Source organism: Flavobacterium ajazii (assembly GCF_010614725.1).
GTDB classification, from domain to species: Bacteria; Bacteroidota; Bacteroidia; order Flavobacteriales; family Flavobacteriaceae; genus Flavobacterium; species Flavobacterium ajazii.
The window spans coordinates 60,027-76,169 of sequence record NZ_JAAEHL010000012.1 but is presented as its reverse complement, the minus strand read 5'-3'; the positions used below and the strand labels follow the sequence as shown (position 1 = coordinate 76,169).

At 35.6% G+C, this 16,143-nt stretch carries 17 protein-coding genes; 6 read left to right on the top strand and 11 right to left on the bottom strand.

The window, feature by feature from the left end; genetic code table 11:
* Window positions 1-118: 118 nt before the first annotated feature.
* A complete protein-coding gene (locus GWR14_RS19385) occupies window positions 119-3,409 on the bottom strand; it encodes an efflux RND transporter permease subunit (protein ID WP_163410797.1) in 3,291 nt (1,096 codons plus the stop codon).
* A gap of 12 nt (window positions 3,410-3,421) precedes the next feature.
* Window positions 3,422-4,807 (bottom strand): TolC family protein, encoded by a 1,386-nt coding sequence (locus tag GWR14_RS19380; RefSeq protein ID WP_163410796.1) that lies wholly within the window; start codon window positions 4,805-4,807, stop codon window positions 3,422-3,424.
* A gap of 163 nt (window positions 4,808-4,970) precedes the next feature.
* Here GWR14_RS19380 and GWR14_RS19375 point away from each other — a divergent pair, with 163 nt between their 5' ends.
* Window positions 4,971-6,005, top strand: coding sequence for a sensor histidine kinase (locus tag GWR14_RS19375; protein ID WP_163410795.1), 1,035 nt, complete (start codon window positions 4,971-4,973; stop codon window positions 6,003-6,005).
* Window positions 6,005-6,715, top strand: a complete 711-nt coding sequence (locus GWR14_RS19370; protein ID WP_163410794.1) for a LytR/AlgR family response regulator transcription factor — start codon at window positions 6,005-6,007, stop codon at window positions 6,713-6,715. Before GWR14_RS19375 ends, GWR14_RS19370 begins: the two co-directional genes overlap by 1 nt.
* A gap of 101 nt (window positions 6,716-6,816) precedes the next feature.
* On the opposite strand, the gene GWR14_RS19365 is transcribed toward GWR14_RS19370, so the two are convergent.
* A complete protein-coding gene (locus GWR14_RS19365; protein WP_163410793.1) occupies window positions 6,817-7,536 on the bottom strand; it encodes a DUF4386 domain-containing protein in 720 nt (239 codons plus the stop codon).
* 185 nt (window positions 7,537-7,721) lie between these two features.
* Between GWR14_RS19365 and GWR14_RS19360 the strand changes: the two genes are divergently transcribed.
* The gene (locus GWR14_RS19360; protein WP_163410792.1) at window positions 7,722-8,195 is read left to right on the top strand and encodes a PepSY-like domain-containing protein; all 474 of its coding nucleotides are present in this window, start codon (window positions 7,722-7,724) and stop codon (window positions 8,193-8,195) included.
* 281 nt (window positions 8,196-8,476) lie between these two features.
* Here the strand turns inward: GWR14_RS19360 and GWR14_RS19355 are convergent, their stop codons facing one another.
* From GWR14_RS19355 to GWR14_RS19335, 5 genes are all read right to left on the bottom strand, one after another.
* Complete coding sequence (locus GWR14_RS19355) at window positions 8,477-9,241, bottom strand: SDR family NAD(P)-dependent oxidoreductase (protein ID WP_163410791.1); 765 nt, start codon at window positions 9,239-9,241, stop codon at window positions 8,477-8,479.
* 176 nt (window positions 9,242-9,417) lie between these two features.
* Window positions 9,418-10,323 carry a helix-turn-helix domain-containing protein gene (locus GWR14_RS19350; RefSeq protein WP_163410790.1) on the bottom strand — a complete coding sequence of 302 codons (906 nt, stop codon included), beginning with the start codon at window positions 10,321-10,323 and terminating at the stop codon, window positions 9,418-9,420.
* Window positions 10,324-10,453: 130 nt separating this feature from the next.
* Window positions 10,454-11,017 (bottom strand): 2'-5' RNA ligase family protein, encoded by a 564-nt coding sequence (locus GWR14_RS19345; RefSeq protein WP_163410789.1) that lies wholly within the window; start codon window positions 11,015-11,017, stop codon window positions 10,454-10,456.
* Between the two features lie 52 nt (window positions 11,018-11,069).
* Window positions 11,070-11,495 (bottom strand): hypothetical protein, encoded by a 426-nt coding sequence (locus GWR14_RS19340; protein WP_163410788.1) that lies wholly within the window; start codon window positions 11,493-11,495, stop codon window positions 11,070-11,072.
* A gap of 116 nt (window positions 11,496-11,611) precedes the next feature.
* Window positions 11,612-11,926, bottom strand: a complete 315-nt coding sequence (locus GWR14_RS19335) for a hypothetical protein (RefSeq protein ID WP_163410787.1) — start codon at window positions 11,924-11,926, stop codon at window positions 11,612-11,614.
* A 176-nt stretch (window positions 11,927-12,102) separates the two neighbouring features.
* Between GWR14_RS19335 and GWR14_RS19330 the strand changes: the two genes are divergently transcribed.
* Window positions 12,103-12,264, top strand: coding sequence for a DUF1328 domain-containing protein (locus GWR14_RS19330; RefSeq protein WP_163410786.1), 162 nt, complete (start codon window positions 12,103-12,105; stop codon window positions 12,262-12,264).
* 80 nt (window positions 12,265-12,344) lie between these two features.
* Entirely contained in the window at window positions 12,345-12,995 is a 651-nt protein-coding gene (locus GWR14_RS19325; RefSeq protein ID WP_163410785.1) for a DUF5661 family protein, read from the top strand.
* Window positions 12,996-13,064: 69 nt separating this feature from the next.
* Here GWR14_RS19325 and GWR14_RS19320 read toward each other — a convergent pair whose 3' ends face one another.
* Window positions 13,065-13,526, bottom strand: coding sequence for a hypothetical protein (locus tag GWR14_RS19320; protein WP_163410784.1), 462 nt, complete (start codon window positions 13,524-13,526; stop codon window positions 13,065-13,067).
* Window positions 13,527-13,565: 39 nt separating this feature from the next.
* Window positions 13,566-13,880 carry a hypothetical protein gene (locus GWR14_RS19315; protein ID WP_163410783.1) on the bottom strand — a complete coding sequence of 105 codons (315 nt, stop codon included), beginning with the start codon at window positions 13,878-13,880 and terminating at the stop codon, window positions 13,566-13,568.
* Window positions 13,881-14,069: 189 nt separating this feature from the next.
* Here GWR14_RS19315 and GWR14_RS19310 point away from each other — a divergent pair, with 189 nt between their 5' ends.
* Window positions 14,070-14,645, top strand: coding sequence for a YciE/YciF ferroxidase family protein (locus GWR14_RS19310; protein WP_163410782.1), 576 nt, complete (start codon window positions 14,070-14,072; stop codon window positions 14,643-14,645).
* A 155-nt stretch (window positions 14,646-14,800) separates the two neighbouring features.
* Here GWR14_RS19310 and bioA read toward each other — a convergent pair whose 3' ends face one another.
* Window positions 14,801-16,072, bottom strand: a complete 1,272-nt coding sequence (gene bioA, locus GWR14_RS19305; protein WP_163410781.1) for an adenosylmethionine--8-amino-7-oxononanoate transaminase — start codon at window positions 16,070-16,072, stop codon at window positions 14,801-14,803.
* Window positions 16,073-16,143 lie beyond the last annotated feature (71 nt).

The following is a 16,143-nucleotide window of genomic DNA, read 5'->3' as shown; positions in this document are numbered from 1 at the left end:
ATGCACATAGCTATGTGTGAAAACTAGTTTTTTCTTTTCCCTTTTTTATTTATAACTTAAATCTATTGCTTCTATGTGTTAAAAAATAATTACACCCAACGGGTTATGACTTTCGACTTTATGACTTTCCAACTTTCGGTTTATTTAATGATGAAATATAATGAATGCTTTCTTCGTCTTCAGGATCGAGGGAAACAGATTGTGTTGTGGTATGTTCCTGTGCCCAGGCGAAAATCAACGGTAAAATCAATAACACAGCAAAGGTCGAAAACAACAGCCCACCAATTACGGCTCTACCCAATGGAGAAACCTGATCGCCTCCTTCGCCGTGACCAATCGCCATTGGCAGCATTCCGGCAATCATCGCCACCGAAGTCATGATAATCGGACGAAGACGCAGTGCCGCAGCTTCACGGGCCGACTCTAAAGCGTTTCCGTTTATTTTTCGCAATTGTTCGGCATTGGTAACCAGTAAAACGGCATTCGCAATAGAAACTCCAACGGACATGATGATGCCCATATACGATTGTAAATTCAGGGTTGAACCTGTGATGGTCAGCATTAACAACGCTCCCAAAACTACCGCCGGAACTGTGGTTAAAATCACCAATGACACTTTGAATGACTGAAAATTAGCGGCCAACATTAAGAAGATTACAAAAATAGCAACCAACAACCCTACCTGCAAACTGCTTAATGTTTCCTCCAATACCTTACTCAGTCCAATAGGCGTGACAAATAAGCCACGTGGTAGTTCGCCTAATGAACTGATTGTAGCCTTAACATCTTTCGCTGCCGTCCCCAAATCGGTCTGATTGATGTTTGCTGTAACTGTAATGTATGGCATAGCCCCTAAATTGTCATTTTCACCGCTCACATAGCCGGGTGTAATTTTTGCAACGTCGCTCAAAACAGGACGAAGCGAGTTTTTCAATACCGGAATTTCTCCAATATCGGTTTTGCTTTTCATTTGATTTAATGGAACCTGAACCTGAACGTTTACAGATAAACCGGTTCGTTCGTCAATCCACGTATTTTTTTCGGTATATCGTGAAGATGATGTCGAAGCAATCAGTGAACGTGAAATATCATTCATGTCAACGCCTAATTCGGCAGCACGGGTTCTGTCAATATTGATGTTCATCGCCGGATAATGAATCGGCTGACCGATCTGCACATCACGGAAATAGTCTATTTTCTGTAATTTTTCAACGATTTGATTCGCATAGGTTTCATTTCGTTTTTTGTCTTTACCCGCAATTCGGATTTCGATTGGAGTAGGAGAGCCCTGACTCAAAACCTTGTCCGTTAATTCGATTGGTTCAAAAGTGAGTTTTACATCAGGAAGAATTTTTTTAATTCTTGCCCTGAATTCATCTTTAAAATCATCCATATCGGTATGATACTCTTTTAAACTCACCTGAAAAACAGCTTCATGCGAACCCGCCATGAACAAATAAATTGGGTTAATCGAGAACAGTGATGGGTGCTGACCTACATATACAGAAGATATTCCGATATGTTCGTTGCCGACCATTTTCTTCAGTTCTTTCAGTACCAAAATGGCTTTTTCTTCGGTACGTTCCAGACGGGTCCCGTCGGGAGCACGCATTCTCAGCTGAAACTGACTTGAATTTACTTTCGGGAAAACGTCTTTTCCGATGAACGAAATAAACAGAACGGCAAGCGTCGTAGCTAAAATCAAATACGTTAAAGCAGCAGCTTTTTTGTATGGAAATAAGCGTTCAAGTGTTCGCATAAAACGCATTCTGAAACGTTCAAAAGCACTGATTTTTCCGTTGTTATCTGTATCCGTTCTTTCAACATAATCTTTTTTCTGAGTAATTAGTTGTTTCTCAGATTCCGGTGTTAACCCACAAGCGTTGAATTCGGCTTCATCGTCTGTAATATCAGGCGTATGTTCGTGTTTTGGATGTGCTTTCATCAGCCAGTTCGCCATAACCGGCACAAAGGTTTGCGACAATAAAAACGAAATAATCATCGAGAATCCAATCGCCAATGCCAACGGCAGGAATAAAGCTCCCGGAATTCCGACCATCGTAAATGCCGGCGCAAAAACCGCCAGAATACAAAGCAGAATCAATAATTTAGGTAAAGCAATTTCCTGACAGGCGTCCCAAATGGCGAGTGCTTTTGGTTTGCCCATATCGAGATGCTGGTGAATATTTTCTATTGTTACGGTACTTTCATCTACCAGAATTCCAATTGCCAGCGCCAGTCCGCTTAGGGACATTAAGTTGATCGTCTGCCCGAATAATTTCAGAAATAAAACCCCTGAAATAATCGAAATTGGAATCGTTAAAATTACAATCAAAGCCGCACGACGGTCACCAAGGAAAAGTAAAACCATTAAACCTGTTAAAACAGCTCCGATAATTCCCTCGGTAATCAAACTTTTAACCGAGTTAATTACATAAACCGACTGGTCAAATTCGTATGATAATTGTACATCTTCAGGAAGTGTGCTCTGAATTTTAGGCAGTTCGGCTTTTAATTTCTGAACCACATCCCAGGTCGAAGCGTCTCCAGCCTTTGCAATACTGATGTAAACTGAACGTTTTCCGTTTACCAAAGCATATCCGTTGGTCACATCGGCACCGTCTTTTACCGTGGCAACATCGCCTAATTTCAGGTTTTGAACCCCGCCTTTAAACAACGGAATCTGCTCAAAATCCTTAATTTCTTTAATCGTATTATTGGTTGGCGAAATGTAGTTGATGTCACCAATTCTCACGTTTCCTGATGGTGCCGTCTGATTGTTGATACGAATCGCTTCTACAATCTGATCTGGTGTCATATTGTGTGAGCGCAGTAAATCAGGATCCACGTTAACCTCTACCGTTCTTGGGCTTCCGCCAAAGGGAGCCGGAGATAACAGACCCGGAATCGAAGTAAATGACGCACGCACATATACGTTGGCCAAATCCTGCAATTCGTTGTTTGAACGTATTTTACTGCTCAAAACCAATTGCCCAATTGGTAGTGACGAAGCATCAAAACGAATGATAAACGGAGGCTGTGTCCCCGGAGGAAATGCCGCCTGAATCCTGTTCGATAATGAACTTAATTCGGCAGCTGCCTGTGCCATGTTAGTATTTTCGTAATAGGTTAACTTCATAATCATTAACCCCTGAATATTCTTGGTTTCAACCGATTTTACCCCATTGGCAAAAGGAAGAATGTTGACGTAATTTTTAGCAAAATAAGCTTCCATCTGATCCGGTGTGTACCCTCCAAACGGATGTGCAATGTAAATCACAGGCAGGTTCATTTTCGGAAGAATATCTACCTTGATGTCTTTGATGGCACCAATTCCGAAGAAAAATAAACCTGCTACCAATACCAATATAGAGATGGGTTTGCGGAGTGCAAAACGTATTAAATTCATTAGGCGCTATAATTAAAATTCATTTATAAATAAGTCAAAATTGCCCGTTGCGGCTACTTTTAGCAAATACGACTGCCATACATTATTATTGACAATGTCACGATCTATTTCGGCTCGGTTCAGCGTGTAAATTGTCTGGGTAAGATCGGTCAGATCTGTTAATCCGTTTTTGTATAAAGTCGATTTTTGCAGATATGCTCTCTGTGCCGCATTGACCTGAATTGGCGCTTCGGCATAATTCTCCAGCGTGATTTTTATTTTATCTTCTGCAAAATTAAGCTGTGACTTCAATTCTCTGTCGGCCTGATTGTATTCTTCCTGCAAGGCCTGAGAAACGAATTTTTGTGCGTTCACTTGTTTACTGCTTCTTAACGGTGTCGTCAAATTCCATGTAATTCCAATTCCCAATAAATAATTGGTACGATCCGGATTGACGCCATCCCAATAATTTCGGTTAAAAGCTGTCTGGTCTGTTGCATAAGACGAATCAAAGCCTGAGGCGCGGGTTTGTAAAACACCAAATGCACTCATTGTAGGATAATAAAAACGTTTGTACAATTTGACCTGCTGATTGCTGTAATCAATTTTGGTTTTATACAATTGCAATAGCGGGTGAAGGCTATCTGTTGCACTGCTTTGCTGTACAAGTTCTTTTGGAATCTGCGTCACAAAAATCGTATCAGTAACAAAATCCTGAGGTGCCACACCCATTAAATCGACCAGTTTATTGTTTTGTTCCTTAACGAAATTTTTAGCGAGATTCAGTGCCATTTTGGCTTTTGAAACTTCAGCTGTAGCCAATGTCGAATCCACTCCGGCCAGTAATCCGTTTTTGACTCTGGCTGCGGCGGTTCTTTTGAAAACTTCGGCACGGTTTAAATTCTTTTGTTGTGAAATGAGTAATCTTTGGCTTGCCAATAAATTGAGATAAGCGGCTGAGATTTTAATTTCCAGCTGGAATTTTTCCTGATTCAGATCCTTTTCTTTGGTCTGAACATCAATTTTGGACAAATTGATTTTTTCCTGCGTTTTTCCAAAAGTGAAAAAATCCCAGTTCATGTTGACCAGATAAAGAGCTCCAAAGGCTGAATTCCAGTTCTGTTCCGGAAGCGGCAATCCCGAAGAAGCTACTCCCAGACCTCCAAAACCATACAAAGGCCCGTTTTGTCCGTTTACGGTTCCGTAATCCTGCTGCGCTGATAAATTAAGATTCGGCAGGTAATCGCGACGGGATTGTTTAAGGCTCTCCTGCGAAGCATTGGTGTAGTTGTTTTTTGCTCTGACTGAACCGTAATTTTCAAGCCCGGTTTTTATGGCGTCCTTTAAAGACAGGGTTTGAGAATGACTGTTTAGGGCAAAAATCAGGAAAAATAATAAGGTAATTTTTTTGAAATACATAAACCCAAAATGTGAAATTATAGCCCAAATTTATTTCTCTTCTATTGATAAAAGTCATGTTAAGTGATGTAGTGCACTAATAAATGACGAATTCAATTTGTCATTTTTTGGAAATAGTATTTGAATAATTGTTCGTACTTTGTAAACTATTTAAGTGCAGAAAATGAATAAAAAAATAAGTAACATGATGGAAAACAAATGGTGGCAGGAAATTGCTGTTGTTCTTTTTTCATTCACGGTTTATACCCTAAAAAATGACTGGATGCTGTTTAGTTCCTTCATTTCAATTCTAATGGGGATTTTCTTCTACTGTATTTTGTACATGCACGCCCAGTTTAATCGGTTTTTTATTCTTCCGGTTTTGTTCAAAGGCAAAAGACCTTTGACGTATGTATTTCTGACTCTTGTTGCCGTATTTCTTTTTTCGCTTGTTTTATATCAGATTACATCATTAAGTATGTTTGCTAATTGTCATCTGTATCAGAATTCGCATCAGCGCAGTTATGTATACCAATTAGCCAGTGTATTAGGAACTTTGGTTTGTATTTTGAGTCCGATCATTGTTTTTAAATTTTACAGAATCAATAAAAAACAGACAGATGAAACGCTGTTGTTCAATCAAATGCAGCTTAATTCGCTGAAAGGACAACTGAACCCGCATTTTTTATTCAACACCTTCAATACGCTTTACGGAATCAGTTTAGAATTTCCGGAAAGAACACCTGATCTGATTATGAAAGTCTCACAATTAATGCGTTATCAGCTCGAAAGCAATAACAAACAATGTGTTTCTCTTGAAGCGGAACTGGAGTTTATAAACAGTTATATTCAACTGGAAAAAGAGCGTGTTGCCTATCGCTGTGATATTACTTACGATTGTAAAATTGACAACGAGAATGCATATAAAGTTTCGCCAATGCTGTTGATTGCCTTTATAGAAAATGCATTTAAACACGGAACCTGCGCTATCGAAAAATGTTTTGTACGTATTATAATTACAGTCGAAAACGGATTGCTGCATCTGCATGTCGTCAATTCCATTCCGAAGAAAACCGATGTGGTTTCTACTAAAATTGGTTTAAAAAATACAATCGAGAGACTGAACCTGATTTATGGAAAAGAATATAAATTAGACATTCAGGAGGATAAAAATACCTATATCGTAGATTTGAAAATACAACTGAAAAAGTTTGTATAATGAAGGAGACCAAAAAATGCATTATCGTTGATGATGAGCCGGCAGCGCATTATGTTCTGGCCAATTATATCAAACAGAATCCACAGCTGGAACTTGTTTTTCAGGGCTATAATGGCGTTGAGGCAATGGATTATCTCCGTGAAAACAAAGTAGATCTGATGTTTTTGGATATCAATATGCCAGAAATTTCAGGAATGGAACTGCTCAAGATTATTCCAACGCATCCCAAAACGATTTTAACGACTGCTTATTCTGAATTTGCTCTCGAAAGTTATGATTACGGTGTGATTGATTATTTGTTGAAACCTATTTATTTTCCAAGGTTTTTAAAAGCCATCGATCGTTTTTTTGCAACAGAAAATGTAAAAACAAAAGAAGAAGAAGTAATTGTGAATTCTGTTAGTGTAAAAGTAGACGGCTATTTTATTGATATCGAATTGGACCAGCTTTTGTTTGCACAAAGTTTTGGTAATTACGTAAAATTGCACACGTTAAAGAGAACTTATTTAGGCTCAATTACTACTACAGAATTAGAAAAATGCCTTCCGGAAAAGAGTTTTATGCGTATTCATAAATCCTATATCGTGGCTTTGGATAAAATTGACGCAGCCGAAAAAGATTTTGTTGTGATAAAAAATGAAAGAATTCCGATTGGGATAACTTACAGAAGGGAACTGACAGACCGGATGAAAAATAAAAACAATCTATAAAAGTTCAGAAATAAGCGCTTACTAATTCAGTTATTTCAAAAAAGAAGCCTGCTCAGATTTATTTCCGGCAGGCTTTTTTGATTATATTTTAGGAATTTGAATTAAGTTATAACTAATTTTTGTCTCCAGACAGAGAGATTTACTCCTTTAAAAATAAGCCATAAGCTTAAGGCTAATTCTGCGACAAGACACGGCATCAATAATGCAATACTGGAAAGCTTCGGAAAAAGAATTAAAGCAAAACTGTTTGTTAAATAGCAGAATCCTGCAATTGACATGAGCACTCCAAATACTTTTGGGAAATAACCTGATTTGTAAATTAAGTAACCTTCTATAAGACATACAAATCCAAAAAATATTAAACCGACTCCAAATCCAAAATCATGTAATTTTATTGAAAGATAAGACAACGCATGCAATTGATCAGGACTAAAGGATTTTAAATAATCAGCATCTCCAAGAAAAAATAAGGCAGCTAAAAGATTTAATTTGTTAGCCACTAAAACGGCTGTCTGAATTAGATTAAAAGACAAATTAAGAAGGGCAAGTTTTTTGTTTACAGGTCTAAGCAAAAAATAGAGGATTACCATTACAGGCAGATCGCAAACCTGCATAATCAAATCGGCGGTAATGCCAATTTTCCATAAAAAATCAGAATGGATGATGTTATTTGCAGTAGCGGTTGCATCTCCATAAACAACTAATTTATTTCGGACAAAGGTTTCAGCAAAAGCACCGGCTATGATAATAAGGAGATATAGCAAACCAGCAAGTCTGGCATAAGGTTGTGGAGAAGTTTCAAATTTTTTATTGTCTCTCATGATCTATGATTAGGTTTTAAAATTAGACGACCCGTACAGAAAAAGGTTACCTGTTTTATAAAGCGAAATCATAATTATTTTAAATTTAAACTGAAAATTTTAGAAAAACTTCATCTTTAATTCATTTATAAGTAGTAAATTTATTACTGCTTTTTTGAACTTATTAATTCTTTAATGATAAAAAAATGAGAAGAATATCTTTAATTTTTGCGCTGTTCAGTTTTAGTTTTTTAATGGCACAGGAAGGAACGAATATGAAAAAAACAGTAATTCCTCCGGAAGTGGTAAGAGTTGCTTTTGAAAAAGAATACCCGGGTAAGACATCGGTCTGGTCTGAAGAATATGTGGGTGATGATGATGATGAACTTCGTTATGAAGCCAAATACAATGTAAACAATGCTACAAAAGCACTGGCAATTTATGATAACTTAGGAAATATGAAAGCGTATGAATTACAGATTCCGTTAAGCAAACTGCCAGCCAAAGCACAGGCATATCTGAAAAAAAACTATTCTTCAAAAACGATAAAAGAAATTGCAGTAGTGGTGGATGATAAAAACAAAACTACTTATGAAGTGGGGGTTGAAAAAGATTCAAAGTTTTACGATGTTATTTTTGATAAGAACGGAGGGTTCGATGTCAGTATCGAAAAAAATTGAAATTTGCTTACTTACTAATTCAGATATTTAAACGACAAACCCGATAAGTTTTTGCTTATCGGGTTTTGTTTTAAAGAAGTTTAGTGTTGATTTAAACACTCTTCGACTTTAGTCAGTGAAGACTAGGAACATAGTTTTTGTAACTAGCGTTTCACTTATTTAAAAAACGCATAGCTATGTGTTGAGAAATCAGTTTCTCTTTTTAAACTTTTCAAAAAGAAAAATCTATGTTTCTATGTGTTGAAAAAAACAAATAGAATGCAACTGATTGATTTTTAATATTATAAAAATATTCCTCCTGCAACCTCAATACGCTGCCCGTTAACCCAACGGGATTCTTCAGAACATAAAAAGGCAACAACTCCGCCAATATCATCAGGAAGACCTACTCTTCCTAAAGCAGTTAAGCCAGCGATAGTTTTATTTAATTCATCATTATCGCGTACAGCTCCGCCTCCAAAATCGGTTTCAATTGCGCCCGGAGCGACGATGTTGACTCTGATTTTTCTTTCGCCCAGTTCTCTTGCCTGATATTTTGTCAAAGTTTCGATAGCGCCTTTCATGGCTCCATAAGCAGAGTAGCCCGGGAATGAAAATCTGGCCAGACCGCTTGAGATATTTACAATTCCACCGCCATCATTTAGTATTGGCAATGCTTTTTGAGTTAAAAAGAAAGGGCCTTTAAAATGAATATTCGTCAGCAAATCAAATTCGGCCTCAGTAGTTTCTGCAAATGAATTATGAATTCCGATTCCGGCATTGTTTACTAAAAAGTCGAATTTATCCGTTTTAAAAATGTTTTTTAATGAAGAAGAAACCTGTTCTAAAAAAGAATCAAAAGTACCGGACTCCGCAACATTTAACTGAATTGCAGCTGCTCTCTGACCTAAATTTTCAATTTCTTTTACTACTTCTTCGGCTTCGTCTTTTTTGCTGTTGTAGGTAATAATAACATCGATTCCTTTTTTAGCAATTGCGATTGCCATATTTTTTCCTAAACCTCTGCTTCCGCCTGTTACTAAGGCGATTTTTGTATTTACTGCCATTTGATTTATGTTTTAAATTGATAAATCAAAGGTAGGAGTGAAGCATTGTTCGGAATTTGTAAATATCAAACCGATGTTTGCGAAATTCAAATATCAATGACAATGTCAATAGCAATAACAATGTCAATTTCAAAAATCAATTTTAAACTTTAAACCTGAAACCTGAAACTTCAAAATTAACTTCTAAAAGCTAACGGTGTCAAAGAGGTTTGTTTTTTAAAGAAATTCGAGAAATGTGCCAGTTCTTCAAATCCTAAGCAATAAGCAATTTCAGAAATATTCCAGTTGGTTTGTCTTAAAAGAATTTTGGCTTCACTGGTTAACCTGCTGCTGATTAACTCAGTTGTGGTTTTTCCGCTGTTTTCCTTTAAAACCTTGTTTAAATGATTCACGTGAACGGAGAGTCTTTCGGCAAAATCTTTGGCAGTCCTTAATTCTAAACGCTGATGTGGTGATTCAATCGGGAACTGTCTTTCTAATAACTCAGCAAATAAAGAAGAAACTCTGGCTGCTGAATTGTGTTTGGAGTACAAGGCTGTTACAGGCTGTAATTTTTGTCCAAAATGAATTAACTCTGCTACATAATTTCGGATTAGATCGTATTTGTAAGTGTAATCAGAATTGATTTCATGCTGTATTTTGCTGAAAATGAATTCAACTTCTGTAATTTGTTCATCTGAAAGCTGAAAAATAGGAAAACCGTCCGGAGCAAAAATAGGAAGTTCGTTTAAAATAATTCCGCTCTTATTTAGGAACTCATCAGTAAATACACAGAATTGTCCTGTCTGATTTGTGTCCTGCGGAATGTAATTATAAGGGATTTTGGGTGTAGCAAATAGAAGTGCCTGTTTATCAATTTCAATTATTTTATCTGCATATTCGGCTCTGTTTTTTCCTTTTATAAGGCTAATTTTGTAATACGCTCTTCGGTTGTAAGGCATAGTACACTTTCCCAAAAGCTCTTTAATATTAAAAACATTAAACTGACAGATTTCTTTTTGAATGCAGTTATCTAACAGCGAATTTGATTCGTTATTGGTTAATTCTGCAATTTCTTTATAAAATGGTTCCAGGGATTTCATATGTGTTTGATTTGTAAAATTCAAATATACGGAAACAAATTATGAATTGTGAATTGTAAAAGGTGAGATGTGAGTTGTGAAACGTAAAACTAATGGCTACTTGCTTTCTAACCTCTGACATTTTACAAAATTAAAACAAACTTCCCTGAACAAATTCAGGCTGTGTATTTCCGTTAAATGTAAAAGTATCAATTACAAAAAACTGCTTTTTGACAGGATCGAGTTCCCGGAGCACTATTTCTTTACACAAAAAATCAATTTCAATTGTGGTAAAAAGCTGTGACGCTATTTTGAGGTTTTCGGCCGTGAGTTTCCTGCCAATGGACAGGTGAGGGTCGTCACTTTTTTTGAGTTTTAAAGATTTCAGGGTTTCCTGAATCTTCTTCATGACAGGTTTCAGATTATTTTTTGAAGTTTCATTTGGAGCAATAAAAAAGGCACCGCTATTTTCATAAAAGGAAAAATGATTCAGATACACGGGGAAAGGCGTAAAACCATCACAGGTTTTAAAAAGCTTTTGTTTGAAAGTATCGATTTGTGAATCGTCAATTGTGAATTCGCAGATTGTAATATGAGCGGTAGAGTTACAGCTGTTGTACCAGTTGATTTTACTTTTCAGATATTCCTTCATTGTTTTGACTGAATCAATAACATCCTGCGAAGGATAAATCGCAACCGAATACTTTTTCTCCATTTTTAGGATTTAGATTAATACAAATTTAAAGCTGCAATTCGTATAAGAAAATTTATTTATGCCATTTGAACTTTCGCCAAAAGCCATTTTTTTGATCATAAGAATAATCATAGTTAAGTTGTTTTTTGCGTTTTGAATATTCATCATAAGAGATAACTTTTATATCTTCAGGATATACAACTTCTGCTATTTTAATTAGATTATATTGATCTTTATTTTCTTTGTTTTTATTTTTTACTAATATTATATTTTCGTTGCCAGCTACTTCAAGCAAGTCATAAAGTAGTACTAAACTGCCATTTTCATGTTCTATACAGATATATTTAGATGGTAATATATCACTTTCCATTAAATAAAAGTTACGGTCTAAGCTTTCTTTAAATGTATAATCTTTATAAAAACATTGTGTAAACAAGGTAAAAATAAAGATTATTAAGAATGCTTTTTGTATTGTACGAATAAAAGTTTTTTTCTTCATCAATATATCATTTCATACAAATTTAAAACTTATTGAATAAGGATTACTTTGAATTATTTAGAAAATAAACTTCTGTGAGTAAAGTCTTTATTTTAAAGTTTAGTAAGTATAGCACATTATATTTTTCCTTTGAGGTACAATCGGTGAAGAATTTCTGATTTTAAAAGACCGCTCCCGCCTCCAAAATGTTCTATGATTTCAACTTCCGGATGGGCTTCTGTGCAAAATGCTGCAAATTCTTTTTCGACATGATCTTCAATTGCAGAGCTCAGTAAAACAAAATCGGGTTTGTTTGCTATGAAATAGTCCTGAGCCATTTTTTCATCATTAAAACCAACTGCATTCCAGTTTTCATTTGCATTAACTAACCGAATTAGAATTTCGAGAATAGGCTGGTTTTTACCCAGTATCAAAAAATTGTATTTTTTCATGATGCCATATTTTACATTACAAAAATAGTTTTAAAAAGCTAAAAATGACTTAATCCAGATTAAGAAACACAATTTAATAGAGATAAAAAAATAATGTTTTGAGTTAATCCGATTCCTGTTAAAATGGGAAATTTGATATACAGATAAATTCAGTATTAATTTAAAAATCAACTATTATGTTACGCTGGACAATCATTTTTATTATTCTCGCCATAGTGGCCGGAATATTAGGTTTTGGCGGTATTGCTGCCGGAGCCGCAAGTATAGCAAAAGTCTTATTCTTTATATTTATTGTATTGTTTTTGTTGTCATTAATTAGCGGCAGAAGAAATATTTAGATAAAAAAATAAAAAAAGAAAGGAAAAACGACACATTTATTCTGGTAAATGTGTCGTTTGCAATTTTAAAACATAAAATTATGGGAACTAAAAGTGGTGCTTATCAGGATGTTTACATCAAAAGAGAAGATGAAATGGTAAGCTTAAAAAATGATGTGACAGATTTTTGTGAAAAATATATAAAACCTGTTCATCCTGAAAATTGGGACTGGTCTGTTCGTGATTTTGAAAATCCTGAAAATGATCCGACCGTTGATGAGGCAAGAGTAATTGGCAGGCTTGTTTTTAAAGATTTGAGTGATAAAAAAACGACCGATGTTGACCTTTCTACAATGAACAATGTCGAATCGATAAAAGCCTATCTGAATCCGAAAAGTAAACATGAAGTTTTTAATATGGAAGAATTTGCTTTTGCCCTGAAAGTTGAACTAGAACATGGAAGGATTAAGGACGTCAATGTAACCAACAACCATCCTTTTTTGACAGCGATGATTGCGCTCGCACACATGACTGAAAGCCTGACCTATTATAAAAGATTAAAGGTCATGGAAGCTGAAGGCGAAATTTATGAAATTATGCGTAAGATTGAAATGGCCAAACCTGCAGATAAAGCCAAATTGTATAAAGAACTTATTAAAGCTGAAGAAGAACTCACAGAAGCAAGAGCGGGATTGGCTGAACGCCTCGAAAAAATGGACGATATTCCTGTACTGGAAAAAATTGGGGATTAAGATTTTATTAAAACGATAAAAAAACCGTTACAAATCTAACGGTTTTTTTATGCTTTAATCTGTAGAAACTTAGAATTTTCTCGGATCGTTATCAGGATAATCTTCCTCATTGTCTTCCTCCTGAATATCGTCTTCTTTGTATTCATAATCATCATCTTCCTCGTCGTCATCCTGATCGATGTCTTCTAAATCTTCTTCGGTTTCATTAAAAGTATTTTCGAAAGAATCGGAAGGATTGTCAAACTCATCATTAACGATTTTTTCATCACCGTCAAGATCAATTTCATCCAATTCGTCATCGTCTTCAAGATCTCTGTCAGAGTGAAAATCATCATTTAAATCGTCGATATCATCTTCATCATTGGTGATTTTTTCCTGATCAGGATTTGGTTTATTTGGGTCATAGCCGTTTCGAACCGTAAATCCCTGTTCGGCGATTTCTCTGTTGGTTTGTTTTTGCTCATTATTTTCGTACAGTTCCTCATTCATAAGGATATTTTTGTCTGTATTGTTTTGATCTATAGTGCTCATAATAGTAGTTTTTTAATGTTGCTAATTACTCGCTTATGATTAGTCATTTCTTTGTTCCAACTCATCATAGTCTAAGTTCTCATCGTTTTGTATGCCTTCTTCTTTCTGTTCCGTTTTTTCAGGTTTGTAATAATTATCATCTTTCTGATGTTTTTTAACATATTCTTCTTCACTAATGCTTCCGTCATTCGGAATGTTTTCACTTCTAAGAATCTGATCCTTTTTTAAAAGTTTATTGACAGCGTTTTCGATTAAAAAAGCTGCATCTAGATCTAAATAACCACCCTGGTATTTTCTCTGAAAGTAAAAAACTGCATTTTCATTGTATCTGTATGTTGTAGTATCGGGTCTCATAATATTTTCTTTAAAATTATTGATATTACAAAACTAACTACGATACGCAGCAAATGTCTTACAAAATTTACAAGTCTATTTTCATAATATACAGGTGTTTATGTTGAAACTTTTGATTTGAATACTATAATCTAAAATAAATATGTGAGGTTAATTTTGAAACAATTAATCATATTAAAAATTACAATTATGAAAACTACTGATAGTAAAAAAGCAGCTGCTAATAAACAGAGTATGCAAAAAAGTACAGAGGTAAAACCCAAAAAAGATGCAGCAACAGGCCTGAAAGAATTATTTGAAGATAGTCTGAAAGATATTTACTGGGCAGAAAAAGCATTGACAAAAGCACTTCCAACAATGGCCAGAAACGCAACATCGGCAGATTTGATTGAAGCCATAAATTCGCACCTGACCGAAACAGAAGAACACATTACTCGTCTGGAAAAAGTTTTTGAACTGGTTGGCAAAAAAGCTTCAGCAAAAAAATGTGATGCTATGGAAGGTCTTATTGAAGAAGGAAAAGGAATTCTGGAGGAAACAGAAAAAGGGGTGGTGCGTGACGCCGGAATCATTGCAGCAAGTCAAAAAATCGAGCATTACGAAATTGCGACTTACGGAACCCTGAGACAATTTGCAGAAACCTTAGGTTTAACAGAAGCTGCAAATTTATTAGAGCAAACGCTTGACGAAGAAAAAGGAGCCGATAAAAAACTTACCGAAGTTGCTGTAAATGCCGTAAATCTTGAAGCCGCAGAAGCAGATTAAGTTTTTTTTTTGAAAAAAATCAAAAGCACGGTTTCGGCTGTGCTTTTTGGTTTAATTAAATCAGGATATATGCCAGATGAACCATCAATAGTGATATTACAAAGAAGAAATTAACCAATTTTAGGTGCAAGCTGTTTCGGCATTAATGATCACTTTTAAAAATTTTCAGTGGTGGGAGTTTCGATTTTATTTATCCAAAGTTTTATAACGTAAAACAGATGTCCAATTTCTTCTCTTTTAATAATATAAGCCGGCATTAAATAAACAATATTTCCAATTGGCCGAAGCCAGGCTCCATTTTGGAGTGCAAATTTTCCAAATCCGTCTAAATATTTTTTGTTTGAAAATTCAAGGGCAACAATACCACCAATTTTACGAATATTTAAAATATGCGGAGATGAAATATCGTTTAATTCCTCTTCAATGAAACTTTCAATTTCAGTAATTTTATCCAAATAGTTTTCTCTCTCAAAGATTTCAATGCCTTTTAAGGCGATGCTGCATGCGAGGGCATTCCCCATAAAGGTAGGGCCGTGCATTAAAGCAATTTCATAATTATCTCCAAGAAAAGCATCATACACTTTACTGGTCGCCAGAGTTGCAGCGTGGCCTATATAACCGGCAGTCATAGCTTTACCCAATACCATTATGTCAGGTGTTATACCTGCATGTTCACACGCAAACATCTTACCGGTACGTCCAAAACCTGTAGCTACTTCGTCGGCTATCAGCAATATTCCATACCTCTGGGTCAATTCCCGGGCCGCCAATAAATAATTGGGAGAGTATATATTAAAACCTCCGGCACATTGAACGATTGGTTCTAAAATGAAACAGGCAATTTCCTGATGCTGATTTCGAAATACATTTTCCATTTGGTCGATCGCCAATTGTAAATCAGCGCTTTTAGGATAGTAGCCTCCAACAGGTATTTCCAATTCGATTTGCGGATTTAATATTTCCGAAAAAGCATTATTAAAATCAGAATCACTGCTGACTTCCATAGCTTTGAATGTGTCGCCATGATAACCATCCTTCAGATAAACAATTTTGTTTTTTGAACTAATGCCAAGATTTTTCCAATATTGTATTGCGATTTTCAGGGCAATTTCAACACCAATTGAGCCGCTATCAGAGAAAAACACATAATTTAGATCCTTTGGTGTAATTCTGACAAGCTCTTTTGCAAGGTTCAAAGCCGGATCATGTGAAATTCCGCCAAGCATGAAATGTGAAAATTTATTCAGCTGGTCCAGGGCTGCCTGGTTAATTTCCTCATTATTGTAACCGTGAATGGCTGACCACCATGATGAAATACCATCGATAAGTGTTTTCCCTTCTGATAAATACATTTCTACTCCTTTAGCTCCATTCAATTTTGGAACTTCTTTCATTTTGTTCATTTGAGTATAGGGAAACCACAGCATACAATAAATTTTGTGGCAAATTTAGTTTATTTTAATGTATAATGAAGGAATACGGAATGTTTTGGAGTTTC